The 12,282-nt window shown below is 37.1% G+C and carries 10 protein-coding genes and 3 tRNA genes; 4 read left to right on the forward strand and 9 right to left on the reverse strand.

Annotated elements, in window-relative coordinates; translation table 11 throughout:
* Nucleotides 1-15: 15 nt before the first annotated feature.
* The 5 genes from CVS86_RS00525 to CVS86_RS00545 all read right to left on the reverse strand — a co-directional run bounded on the left by CVS86_RS00525 (nt 16) and on the right by CVS86_RS00545 (nt 4,173).
* Nucleotides 16-921: an AEC family transporter gene (locus tag CVS86_RS00525; RefSeq protein ID WP_021085107.1), complete on the reverse strand. Its 906-nt coding sequence runs from the start codon at nt 919-921 to the stop codon at nt 16-18.
* Between the two features lie 94 nt (nt 922-1,015).
* The gene (locus tag CVS86_RS00530) at nt 1,016-2,776 is read right to left on the reverse strand and encodes a response regulator (protein ID WP_107790622.1); all 1,761 of its coding nucleotides are present in this window, start codon (nt 2,774-2,776) and stop codon (nt 1,016-1,018) included.
* A gap of 65 nt (nt 2,777-2,841) precedes the next feature.
* Nucleotides 2,842-2,928 (reverse strand) — tRNA-Leu (locus CVS86_RS00535).
* 71 nt (nt 2,929-2,999) lie between these two features.
* A complete protein-coding gene (locus CVS86_RS00540; RefSeq protein WP_012001719.1) occupies nt 3,000-3,302 on the reverse strand; it encodes an HU family DNA-binding protein in 303 nt (100 codons plus the stop codon).
* Between the two features lie 124 nt (nt 3,303-3,426).
* Nucleotides 3,427-4,173, reverse strand: a complete 747-nt coding sequence (locus tag CVS86_RS00545) for a YaaA family protein (RefSeq protein ID WP_107790623.1) — start codon at nt 4,171-4,173, stop codon at nt 3,427-3,429.
* 141 nt (nt 4,174-4,314) lie between these two features.
* On the opposite strand from CVS86_RS00545, the gene CVS86_RS00550 reads away from it, so the two are divergent.
* The 4 genes from CVS86_RS00550 to CVS86_RS10190 all read left to right on the forward strand — a co-directional run bounded on the left by CVS86_RS00550 (nt 4,315) and on the right by CVS86_RS10190 (nt 10,448).
* Nucleotides 4,315-6,630 carry a flagellin gene (locus CVS86_RS00550; RefSeq protein ID WP_107790624.1) on the forward strand — a complete coding sequence of 772 codons (2,316 nt, stop codon included), beginning with the start codon at nt 4,315-4,317 and terminating at the stop codon, nt 6,628-6,630.
* A 143-nt stretch (nt 6,631-6,773) separates the two neighbouring features.
* Nucleotides 6,774-8,867: a DNA translocase FtsK 4TM domain-containing protein gene (locus tag CVS86_RS00555; protein WP_413784216.1), complete on the forward strand. Its 2,094-nt coding sequence runs from the start codon at nt 6,774-6,776 to the stop codon at nt 8,865-8,867.
* A 34-nt stretch (nt 8,868-8,901) separates the two neighbouring features.
* Entirely contained in the window at nt 8,902-9,900 is a 999-nt protein-coding gene (locus CVS86_RS00560) for a hypothetical protein (protein ID WP_107790626.1), read from the forward strand.
* Nucleotides 9,901-10,193: 293 nt separating this feature from the next.
* The gene (locus CVS86_RS10190; protein ID WP_413784217.1) at nt 10,194-10,448 is read left to right on the forward strand and encodes a hypothetical protein; all 255 of its coding nucleotides are present in this window, start codon (nt 10,194-10,196) and stop codon (nt 10,446-10,448) included.
* A 28-nt stretch (nt 10,449-10,476) separates the two neighbouring features.
* Here CVS86_RS10190 and CVS86_RS00570 read toward each other — a convergent pair.
* The 4 genes from CVS86_RS00570 to CVS86_RS00585 form a co-directional block, all read right to left on the reverse strand.
* Nucleotides 10,477-10,551, reverse strand: a tRNA-Met gene (locus CVS86_RS00570).
* Nucleotides 10,552-10,577: 26 nt separating this feature from the next.
* A tRNA-Gln gene (locus CVS86_RS00575) sits at nt 10,578-10,652 on the reverse strand.
* A gap of 194 nt (nt 10,653-10,846) precedes the next feature.
* On the reverse strand, nt 10,847-11,278 hold the full coding sequence (locus CVS86_RS00580; protein ID WP_107790628.1) for a GatB/YqeY domain-containing protein: 432 nt from the start codon (nt 11,276-11,278) through the stop codon (nt 10,847-10,849).
* 30 nt (nt 11,279-11,308) lie between these two features.
* Nucleotides 11,309-12,211, reverse strand: coding sequence for a disulfide bond formation protein DsbA (locus tag CVS86_RS00585; protein ID WP_107790629.1), 903 nt, complete (start codon nt 12,209-12,211; stop codon nt 11,309-11,311).
* Nucleotides 12,212-12,282: the final 71 nt, after the last annotated feature.

Here is a 12,282-nt window from a genome sequence, read left to right on the forward strand (position 1 = left end):
GAAATAAGTGTGAATTTACGCAAATACAAAATAGATAACTGGAAGCGTGATAAATGAAAAAAGCACGCCAATAGCAACTGATGAGATGGCTAGTGAGCTATCAAGTCCAGCTTTTATGACCATCGCGCTTGCAAGGGCTGATGTCGGCATCGCACATTGAAAGAGACCAACGACCCAAGTTTTGCTCATCTGGATGCCTGAGACTTTTAATATGATGAAAAATACGATAGCTGGCAATATCATCTTACACAAAAGCACGACGCTAACGCCTTTATATGAGCTTGTGATACTGCTAAAGTTAAGACCAACGCCGATCGCAAAAAGTGCGACTGGAGTGACGCTACCTTCAAACATCCTAAGTGGCGCAAAGATAAAATCTGGAAGTGGGACTTCTTTTAAGATAAGACCCATGATGAGCGCTATAAATGGTGGAAATTTTAAAATTTTCATTGTATTTTGAAATAGCGAAACCTTCTCAGGTGCGGCAAAAGATAGGATGAGTGGTCCAAGGATCGAAAGCGGGATACCAGTGGCTATTTGATCATAAAAGATGACCTCATTTACCATCGCATCGCCAAAGAAGCCCTGAATGACAGGCATACCGACAAATAGTGTGTTACCAAAAAGGCTTAGCATGACCATACTGACGGTTGTTATTTTGGTAAATTTAAAAATTTTACCTATGACAAATGCCAAAGCGGCGCTAATGGCGGTTGAGGCAAAGCCGATTAGAATCGTGTTTATAAGCGAGGCATCGACATTTACGTGGTAAATTTTGTCAAAGATTAACGCAGGCATTGCAAAACAAAGGACAAAATCCACAAATGGGATCGAGTGCTTTTGCTCAACAATGCCGACTTTTTTAGCAAAAAAACCAGTTGCGATTATGAAAAATATTGCAAAAAGTGGTGTGAAATTCATAGCAGTCTCTTTTAAGTTTGGAATTTACAAAGAATTGATTATATGCCCCAAAAGATTAAATTACAATAAACTTTTTTGGATTTTACTCTTAAATTTAAACCCTAGTATCAACCTTTTTGTAAAATTTATCTCTTTCATCTATCTTTTCTTTATTTTTTAGATCGTTTTCAAGATAGCTGATATTATAAATTTCCCTTGCAGATATGCTTTTGCCGCTATTTAGGCTGATTAAAAATTTGCTCTCAAATTTATTTGATAGGTTGATGATAGCGATCGCTCCAGCATCTTTTAGGCTTGTGATCTTGCCGCTTTGCATGACGCCGATATCATTGAAATTTAGGCTATTTAGCTGTGCATTATCCATCTTTTTTGCATCTAAATTTACGCTAGTTTTTAGCTCGCTTGGCGTATTTAGCTTGCCAGTGTCATTGTAAAGCTCATTTACGTCTAGTTCTCTGCCACTATCAAATTTTAGTCTTATCGTGCCATCTTGATTTAGCTTCATGGCTATGACGCTATCGCTATCTCGCAGTGCAGTGGCAGCTGTGGCTTCATTTGCGCTAAAAGCCTTTTTTACCTTTTTTAAATTTGAGATGCTAAAATCAAGTCCAGTTGCTTGCTTAAATTCATTTTCCATTGCGATCATTTTGGCGGATTTTGTATCTTCGAGCTTTGATATGTAAGCGTCCGCATTTTCGTCAAATTTCTTTAAATTAGCGCTAAGATTTTCTAACATCTTATTATGCGTATTAAGCTCGGTGTTGTAGTCATTATAAAATTTCATAAAACTATCTTTTTGAAATTTTGTATATGAGAAATTCTCATCTTTTTTGTGCTCTTTGCTTGGTTCGATGATCGGGTTAAACTCGCTTAGTCTTGCAGTATCATCAAAGCCTATTTTTGTATAAGCGAAATTTTTAAAAGAGCTATCCTTGCCAAAGATATTATTGTGCCTTAGATCGACCCAGCCGTTATTTTGAGCATATTTTTTAAAGAAATTATTTATATCATTTTTGCCTATCTTTTCATACCTATTTTCAGCAGCAAACAAGGTATTTGGATCTGAGGCGTAGTAGGAGTGCCTGTGATCGATCTCTTTTGTATCCACGTAAAGATCGGGGCTATTTGTGATTATTGCTTTATGATTTAGCTCTTCTCTTGTTATTTGGTTGTGATTTATGACATTTGTGCTGATAAACTGCCTAAGATCAACTCTAGCCATGACATCGCTTAAATTTGCTATTTTTTCATTTCCATCTTTGTCATATCCTCTTACTTTTAGCTTGTCAAAGAGCATATCTTTTTGATCTAGCATGCCGTCATTATTGCTATCAAAGCTAAAAAGTGCGCTATTGTTTTCTAGCTTTCCAATGCCTAGCTTATCGTTATCGCCGTAAATATCTAAAAAGACTTCAACTTCACCATAATTTGTCTTTAGTGTGTTTGAGTAGGCGTAGTCGTTTAAATTTTTAAATTTTGTATTTTCTAAGTAGCCACTTTTTAAAACAGGTAGCATGGCGGCATCATCTATGGCATTTATATTTTTAAAGTAGGCGCTTTTGCTAAAGCCATTAGAAAGTTCGTCAGAGTAAATTTTGTTGTTGCTGTTTATTAAATTTTGCGAGTAGTCTTTTAAAATTTCTTCTGCTTTTTGTGTTGCTAAACGTTTGTTGTATTCTTTGATATCAGCTTCAGTTATGTAGATGGTGTCTGTTTTATTTGCTTCATAAAGCTCGTTAAGCTGACTTGAATTTACTTTTAAACTATTGTGATCGCTATGATTTAAAAATCTCTTGGATAAATTTTGCAAATCATCTAAATTTATAAAATCAAACTTTTGCGGTGCGACATTCATCTAAAATCCTTTTAAAGATGTTGCAAACAATATCGGTTAAATTTATAAAATGTTTAAGTTTATAATGGTGCCCGAGGTCGGACTCGAACCGACACAAGGTTGCCCTTATCAGATTTTGAGTCTGACGCGTCTACCAGTTTCACCACTCGGGCTAAGTTAAGATTGAATTTTTAGATTTGTGAGAAGAAAGAAAAAGGGGAGACTTGCTCCCCGAAAAAGAAAATTATTTCTTTTTACCTTTTTTAGCAGCACCAGCAGCAACTGCTTCTTTAAGTTTTTTGCCAACTTTGAATTTGACTGCTTTGCTAGCAGGAACGTCGATTACTTTCTTAGTTCCAGGAACTCTAGCTTTCCTTGCAGCTCTGTCAGCAGTACCGAAAGTACCAAAGCCTATAAAGCTAATTGTATCGCCTTTTTCAAGAACCGCTTGGATTGTCTCCAAAGTAGCATCAACAACTTTTAGAGTATCTTTTTTTGAAAGACCAGCCTTGTCGGCAACCGCTTGAATAAATTCAGCTTTTTTCATGAACCATCCTTTTAAGAAGTTATGCGGCAATTCTACACTCTTTTAAAAAAAAATACAATACTTTTTCCCTAAATTTAGCTCTTTTTTTGCATTTTTTTAGTAAAAAAGACCAAATTTTGAACTCTCACTCGCAAATTTCAAACGTAAGCTCGTTTTTTAGCCCTATCTTTTTTATATCTACAAGCTTTAAATTTTCAAAATTTAAACCCATTAGCTCATCTTTGTTTGTCACTTTAGCATTTGCGATCTGGCGTAAAACCTCACCTCTATAAGCTTTTGCATGGTGGCTTAGTATCTTTTTGTTTTTTAAAAAGCAAAATGTCGTAAATTCTTTCTTTATCACATAAAATTTCTCATAAAATTTAGCTCTAAGATCTAAAATTTCATCATTTTCTAAAAAGCTATCGACTGCCTTGCTAAAATTTTGCTCATAAAATTTTGAAATTTCAAAGCCAGCTAGCTTTTCGCCTTGCTTTAGTTTGTACTCGGCTATCTCATCTTTTGCTAAAATTGGCCCAAATAAATTTGAAAATATCAAAACATTATTATCTATATATTTTTGAGCGTCATCGCTTAGTCCGCGGTAGTTTAGGTGCTTGTAGGCAACGCCGTCATATCTTAAGATAGCTTTTATGCTACCTTTTTTAGATAGGCCTTCTCGCAGTTGCTCGCTATCCTCAAGCTCTTTTAGTCCAAAAAGCTTTTTTATCTCGTCTAAATTTGCACTTTTTAAAAACTCATCATATCTTTTTAAAATTTCAGCCCTTTTGTCAAAAAACTCAGAAAATATCAAATTTTTACCATCAAATTTATCATTTGTATTTAGAGAAATTTTGCTTTCACTTGGTGAGAAGAGGATTTTTAACGCCATTTTCTTTCCTATTTTATATATGTAAATTTTTGCAGATTATACAATAAAACTTTTTTGCTCTAAAAAAAATCAAATTTTCACCGATATATCACAAAGCGGAATTATTCTTGCTTAGAGTGAATAAAAATTTAGGGAAAAATTATGAGAATTACAAATCAACTACGTTTTAGTCAGACTTTGCACGACTATCAAAAAAATATGGTTGGCGTAAATAAAAGCTACCAGCAGCTCTCAAACGGACTAAAGATCCAAGATCCATACGACGGTGCTGCGGTTTATAACGATGCGATGAGGCTTGATTATGAAGCGACCACTCTCACTCAAGTGGCAGATGCTACCGGTAAGTCAGTAAATTTTGCGAAAAATACGGACAATGCGCTGAAAGAATTTGAAAAACAGCTTGAAAATTTTAAAACTAAAGTCGTTCAAGCAGCCAGCGACGTGCATAGCACAACATCTCTTGAAGCTTTAGCAAACGACCTTCAAGGCATCAAAAATCACCTTGTAAATATCGCAAATACCTCTATAAATGGGCAGTTTTTATTCTCAGGTAGTGCTGTGGATACTAAGCCGATCGATGGCTCAGGTAAATATCAAGGCAACCGCGACTATATGAAAACTTCAGCCGGCGCGCAGGTTGAGCTACCTTACAATATCCCAGGATTTGATCTATTTTTAGGAAAAGATGGCGACTACAACAAAATTTTAACAACAAACGTGATGCTAGCTGATCAAACTAGAACAGACATCTCTTATGCGCCAAAATATCTTGATGAAAATAGCAAGATAAAAAATATGATCGGCCTAAACTACGCTAGCGACTCAGTTGTGGGCAGTGACGGCTCTTATAAAGGCACGATCGAGCCTGATTTCGACTTTTTGGATACTTCAAATGTAAATTTTCCTGACACATACTTTTTTATGCAGGGCAAAAAGCCAGACGGCACGACATTTACGAGTAAATTTAAGATGAGTGCTGATACGTCAATGGCTGGTTTGATGGAGAAGATCGGTATGGAATTTGGCAACACAAAGACGACAAAAGTTGTCGATGTGAGCATAAATAACGACGGACAATTTAACATAAAAGACCTTACTAAAGGTAATCAAACGATAGACTTTCACATGGTTGCAGCTACTTCTGTGGCGGCAAATCGTGGTGCGATAGCTCCAAATAATACTCTTGATACGATAAATTCTCTACAAAGTCTTGAAAATATGGCAAATGCTGTGCCAAAAACGGTTCATATAACTGAATTTACAAAGAGCAAATACCTTGATAAAGATGGAAATTTGACAAACGCATTTGACTATGACAAGGTTAGATTTGAGCGAAAAGACAATGAATTAATCGCAAATTTACCTCAAGTAGCTAGAAAAACGGGCGAGTTTGCAACCGATCAGACAAAGCTAAGCGAGGTTTCTGGTACAAAAGAGAGCTACAATAGAAATTTATACCCAAAAGATGTCGATGCTAGAAAGAGAGAGCTTTACAACATAGATAATCAAGAGATAGGTCTTCAAGTAAAATCAATCACCGGCACGACCTACGACATCAAAGTAAAAATGGGCGAAGCAGGTGGCGTAAATACCCCAGTGCAGTTTCAAATAACATCAACAACTGCTGCTGGCGTGGTATCTCCAACTAGAAATTTGACCGTCTATAACTCAGATGAATTTGGCAGTTACAGAACCTATGCAAGCGACTTTACATATCGCCAGCTAATGGATATAGTAGCGATGGCTGCAAGCGATAACATCCCTGATCCTCAAAACGTAGAAAATGCAAATTTTGATACAGATATAGAAAAGGTAAGAAGAGATCAAAACTACAACGCCTATAAAGAGGCTTTGTCAAAGACTAAAGGCGCAGTAGAGGTAAATTTAGACGATCGTGGCAGGATGGTTTTAACTGACAAGACAAAATCTGTCACAAACATAGAGCTAACTATGTATGATGCGAAAAATGGAGATATGTTTGACGGAGATAGCACTGGTATGAACACAGCAGGCGCTGCAAGCCACCCTCAAGGCAAGGGCTCAGTATTTAGCTTTAACGAAAATAACGCTTTAACTATCGATGAGCCAAGCACAAGCGTCTTTCAAGACCTTGATGATATGATATTTGCCGTTAGAAATGGCTACTATAGAGCAGATGCTAACAATCACGATCCACGAAATACCGGCATGCAAGGCGCTTTAAAAAGGCTAGATCACTTGATAGATCACGCAAATAAAGAGCTTACAAAGATAGGCTCTCAAACAAAGCTTCTAACTGCGACAAACCAACGTGCAGAGGTTATGAAAGTAAATGTGCTAACCGTTAAAAATGACGTCATAGACGCAGACTATGCAGAGTCATATCTTAAATTTACGCAGCTTTCGCTCTCATATCAAGCTACTCTTCAAGCAAGCGCTAAGATAAATCAACTAAGCTTGCTAAACTACCTAAACTAAAATGATAAATCAGCAGGCCTAGCTTGCTGATTTTTTAAAAATTAAACTCAAGCGTGCTATAATAAGCCTTTTTAACAAAAGGATCTAAAATTTTAAGACATATATTATTTACTATTTTTGTTTGTTTTTTTATATATTTTGGTATCGCTACGGCTGCTCCGACTGCTGATTTTGTAGGCTCACTTGGACAAAGCCTTGGTGTTTTTAATATTAAATATTTTGGCCTTATAGCCTATGTTTATCCATTTTTGCTTATCGTTTTAGGCTATTTTGTATATAAAAATTTTAAGAAATTTGACTTTGATTTTGCCCAGTTTGTAGTTGGGATTTTTCTATTTTTTATCGCATTTTTGATGTTTCAAGCGCTAAGTACTTCTGGGGCAAATAGTGGCGTGATAGGTGGCTTTATAGTCTCAGCGCTAAAAGAAGTCATCGGCGCTATCGGCACTGCGGTTGCTATACTTATGATATTTATCATCTCACTTGGGCTTGCTTTTAGAGAAAATTTTATCATCGTTTTAAGAAAGGCTTTTGTAGATAAAGAGCCAAATAGCTATGAAGAAAAAAGCAGAAGCGTAAAAGAGGTAAGGGCAAGGCAGATACCAAAGATAGAGCGCAAAAAGCCAAAAGCTGAAGAGATAAAAGAAGAAGAGCTTATAGACGCGCAGGTGCTAAATGATGATGAGCCAAATTCAGATAGTGAGCCAGAGCCAGAGATGGAGCCGGCACAAGAGAGCAGACCTGCAACTATAAGTGGGGTTGAAATTTTAAACGAAGTGGCTGAAAACAAAAAACTTCTTGATCAGATAGAGCGCGGCAAGGTCGAAAAGCCAAAAGACTTTGTCTTGCCGCCGCTTAAATTTCTAAACGACCCTCCAAAGCGCTCGCACAATATAAATGAAGCCGAGATCGATCAGCAAATTTCAAATTTACTCGATAAACTGCGTAAATTTAAGATAGATGGCGACGTGGTGCGAACCTACACTGGCCCTATCGTCACGACATTTGAGTTTCGCCCAGCCCCACACATCAAGGTGAGTAAAATTCTCACTTTACAAGATGACCTAGCGATGGCGCTAAAGGCTCAAACTATCCGTATCCAAGCGCCGATCCCTGGCAAAGATGTCGTTGGTATCGAGGTGCCAAATCAAAATTTAGAGACGATCTATCTAAAAGAAATTTTAGAGAGCGAAGTCTTTAAAAATGCTAGCAGTCCGCTAACCATGGCTCTTGGCAAGGATATCGTGGGCGCTCCTTTTGTGACTGACCTCAAAAAGCTCCCACACTTGCTAATCGCTGGTACAACAGGATCTGGCAAGAGTGTGGGCATAAATGCGATGCTTTTAAGCTTGCTTTATAGAAATAGCCCACAAACTTTGCGCTTAATGATGATCGATCCAAAGATGCTTGAGTTTAGCATATATAACGACATCCCGCACCTTTTGACGCCTGTTATCACAGAGGCTAAAAAGGCGATCACAGCGCTTTCAAATATGGTCGCTGAGATGGAGCGAAGATATAAGATAATGAGCCAAACTCGCACAAAAAATATAGAGAGCTACAACGAAAAGATGAAGAGCGATGGCGGTGAGCAGTTTCCATATATCGTCGTGATCATCGATGAGCTGGCTGATCTTATGATGACTAGCGGCAAAGACGTGGAGCTTTACATCGGCCGTCTAGCGCAGATGGCAAGGGCTAGCGGTATACACTTGATAGTGGCGACCCAGCGCCCAAGTGTCGATGTCGTGACTGGCCTTATAAAGGCAAATTTACCAAGCAGGATAAGCTACAGAGTAGGGCAGAGGATCGATAGTAAGGTCATTCTTGATCAAATGGGAGCTGAGAGCTTGCTAGGACGCGGGGACATGCTATTTACACCTCCTGGAAGCCCTGGAGTGATCAGGCTGCATGCGCCATTTGCTAGTGAAAAAGAGATCGAGACGATCGTAAATTTCTTAAAAGAACAGCAAGATGTGATCTATGATGAGAGATTTCTAGCAGAAGAGGGCTCTAGTGCAGGCTCGGCTGCTGGCGCATTAGGCGAAGATGAACTGGATGAGCTTTATGAGGAGGCAAAAGAGATCATCTTAAGCGAGCAAAAAACATCGATCAGCTACTTACAAAGACGTCTAAAAATAGGCTACAACAAAGCTGCAAATATAATCGAACAGATGGAAAAAATGGGTGTTTTAAGCCCAGTCAATGCAAAAGGCCAAAGAGACATTTTGGTCTGAATTTATATAGCAATGTAAAGATAAAGGAGTAAAAATGTTTAAATTTGGAGCTATCTTTTGTATTCTTTTTATGCTAAATTTCTGTTTTGCTAAAGATCTTAATACGAGTATTGTAGAGAAAAACTCAACATCTATGCTAAAAACTCTAAAGCAGATGAGCATACCTTTTTCTGGCGATGAATATGAAATAGAGAATTTATCCAAGCTAGATGATAAGATGCTAGCGGCTGTAAAAGCATCATTGCCAAAACAAACCGAGCTATATGATGCCATTAAAGGTGATCTAAATAAAGATGGCATAGAGGATGTAGCTGTGGTAATTCAAGAAACATTTAAGGATAAATTTTTACCTTTTAGTGAAGGTTGCGACGAGAGTACTAAAGACGACAAATGGTGTCAAATAGTAAATAAAAATCGTCGTGGTATCGTGATCTTGCTCTCAAATGGTGATAAATATGAGGCCGTAGTAACTAAGCGAGATATCTTTGAGAGCCCAAATGAAGATGGTGGCGTTTATTATCCACCAGAGCTTGCAGTAGAGATAGAAAATAACGAACTAAAATTTTTATATGGCCATGGCAGGTATGGATACTGGGGGTATGTTTTTGCATTAGATGGAAAAGATTTTAAACTTATAAAGTATTTTAGTAGTGATAATAATGGTCCTAAACCAAAGCATATAGTGCAAATGGACTTTATAAATCATAGGCTAGAGAAAAGTGCAAATTTGCTATATCAGGGCAATGAAGAGTATAAGAGATACGAAGAGTGTATAGAAAAGTACAGATCTTTTGATGATGCGCAAGAAAAGGATGATTATGATGCAATATTGATTAGAAAAACTTACGAGCTAAAAACACAAAAAATTCTACTCTCAGAAGTTAAAAAGGTTGATTATATAGATGGTCGTTGGCTGGATGATTTGCAAAATTCAAAGGAATTAGGAAAAATTTTGAAGATTGATTTTTGGAGTGATGAATATCTGGGCGATAATGAAGATGAACTTGTTAGATGTGTCGCAGATAAGATATAAAAAGCCTTGTGTTAATTTAAATTTATCTACTAAATTTGATGGTTAATGAAATTTTACAAATTAAAATTATCGTTAAAAATTTTAAAATGAAATTTTGAAATAGCTAAAAATATAATCAAAAATATTTAAACTCTTTAGAGTAAAAATAGTGGCGCACCTCATATACACGCTATTTAATGCCTTAATGAGCTTTATTATAACTGCAAAAAGTAATGCCTCACTGCCGAAATAAATTTGATGCCTTAAATTAACTTTATGATAACTGCAAAGACTTACCCCTAGATAAATGTCCTATAACTCACCTAAATCACGATAGTGCAAATCGTATGTGGTGTGCTGTGAGAAACCATCTTGGATATTTAGGGACTAGCAATACTCACGGACTTTACGTATTACGCCATACAGTGGCTTCTAGGTTAGTGAGTTTGAAGGGATTTAATGCTCATAAATTGATGGCTTTTATGGGTCATACAGATATTAAAAGTAGCCTGCATTACGTGCATCTAAATGTTGATGATATACGTGATGGCGTGGGAGTTGGTATTTAGTTAAAAGGTGGTAAAAGTCCTTGGTATTTGGTTGCGGAGGACGGATTTGAACCGCCGACCTTCGGGTTATGAGCCCGACGAGCTACCACTGCTCTACTCCGCGATAAGAGTTGTTTGGGATTTTAAGGGTGGATGGGGTAAGAGGATTCGAACCTCTGAATGACTGGACCAAAACCAGTTGCCTTACCGCTTGGCGATACCCCAACGTTTAAAGAGTTGTAATTATATAGATTTTAACACGTTTTGTCAAGGTTTTTTAAAAAAAATATGCAAAATTATTTTTATTTTTAAGATAGCTTTTTAAAAATTAAAAAATAAATGAAATACTTTTATAACGTTTAAAATTTAACTATAGCTTTTAAAACCCATGCGAAAATTTACATGGGTTTATTTGGTTTTTAACCCAAAAGCTCTTTTGCGATCATGCTTATGCGTTTTGCTTCAGCGCTCGCTCCGATCTCATCTTTTGCCATTTTCATCACAGCACCTAAATTTTTACCAACCTTTTCAATGATACTTTTAATCTTCTCTTTTAGTTCATCATCGCTTAGTTGAGCTGGCAGATATGCTTTGATAAGCCCGATCTCGCTCTGCTCTTTTTTGGCGAGATCCTCTCTTGCTCCCTTTAGATAAAGCTCAACCGAGTCAGCCCTCTTTTTGATCTCTTTTTGAAGTAGCGGAAGCACGACCTCGTCGGTCATCTCGATCCTTTGATCGACTTCAACTTGCTTAAGTGCCGCATTTAGCGTTCTTAAAGTGTCCCTTTTAAACTCATCTTTTGCCTTCATAGCCTCTTTTATGTCAGCTAAAATTTGCTCTCTTATACTCATTTTCTCTCCTTTAAATTTTTGAAATCATAACTAAAATTTTGTGATAATTTCTTGAAATAAGCCTTGCAGATAAGCAGCTCCAACGCCCTCTCTAAGCCCATCATCGATAACTATAAATTTCGCTTTTTGCCCGCTTAAAAGCTCTTTTAAAAGAAGTGTCCCAGCGATGAGCGGATATTTTCTACTTCTTCCAACTGCTGCATCAGCGCTTTTGTCATCCATCTTTAAAAGCTCATTTACAAACCAAGTAAGATCGTCATTTTTAAGTTCATATCCACTCACTTTTTTTGGGTCATAGCTCTCGTAGTTTAGCCCAAGCTTTAGTGCTGCGATAGTGGTCGGCACGCCAGAAGTTAGCACTATAAGTCTATTGTCAAGGCTTGTTAGAAATTCACTTCCCTCTTTTGTATAAATTTTTGCATTTTCTTGCATCAGATCAAGCGTTTTAAACCTCTCGTAAAAGGTAATGATGCCAAATTTAAAGCTTATAAATTTTCCCTCTTCGCCTATCTCGGAGCTTGCACCGCCGATGTCGATCAGGCTAAATTTATCATTTATGCCAAGCTTTCTTAAGGCATTTTGCACGCCTAAAAATGTAAGTTTTGCTTCAGCTTGCCCATCAATGATATGAAAATTTATGCCAAATTTTTCTCTTATCTCACTAAAAATTTCTTCGCTATTTGATGCCACTCTAAAGGCCTCAGTCGCGACTGCTACGCATTTAAATTTAGTAAAGTCAAATTTGCTTTTAGCCTCCGCTATCGCTTCAAAAAGTCTATTTTTAGCCTCCAAGCCTATCTTGCCACTTTCGTTTAAGCCCATTGCAGCTCCAACTATTTTTTCATAAATTTGCTCATTGATAAAGCCATTTTGCTCTTTTTTTATAAGTGCCACGCGAAAGGTGTTTGAGCCAAGATCGATCGCTATAACCAAAATTTATCCTTAATATTTTTGCCAAATTCTAACATATGATAATTTAGTATCATTTAAAGTGAGAAAATTCT

It is taken from the genome of Campylobacter concisus (genome assembly GCF_003048605.1).
GTDB classification, from domain to species: domain Bacteria; phylum Campylobacterota; class Campylobacteria; order Campylobacterales; family Campylobacteraceae; genus Campylobacter_A; species Campylobacter_A concisus_BM.

Bases quoted from the DNA above. Each gene is read 5' to 3' on its own strand.
- CVS86_RS00525 (WP_021085107.1), bottom strand. From the start codon at position 921: ATGAATTTCACACCACTTTTTGCAATATTTTTCATAATCGCAACTGGT.
- CVS86_RS00530 (WP_107790622.1), bottom strand. From the start codon at position 2,776: ATGAATGTCGCACCGCAAAAGTTTGATTTTATAAATTTAGATGATTTG.
- CVS86_RS00540 (WP_012001719.1), bottom strand. From the start codon at position 3,302: ATGAAAAAAGCTGAATTTATTCAAGCGGTTGCCGACAAGGCTGGTCTT.
- CVS86_RS00545 (WP_107790623.1), bottom strand. From the start codon at position 4,173: ATGGCGTTAAAAATCCTCTTCTCACCAAGTGAAAGCAAAATTTCTCTA.
- CVS86_RS00550 (WP_107790624.1), top strand. From the start codon at position 4,315: ATGAGAATTACAAATCAACTACGTTTTAGTCAGACTTTGCACGACTAT.
- CVS86_RS00560 (WP_107790626.1), top strand. From the start codon at position 8,902: ATGTTTAAATTTGGAGCTATCTTTTGTATTCTTTTTATGCTAAATTTC.
- CVS86_RS00580 (WP_107790628.1), bottom strand. From the start codon at position 11,278: ATGAGTATAAGAGAGCAAATTTTAGCTGACATAAAAGAGGCTATGAAG.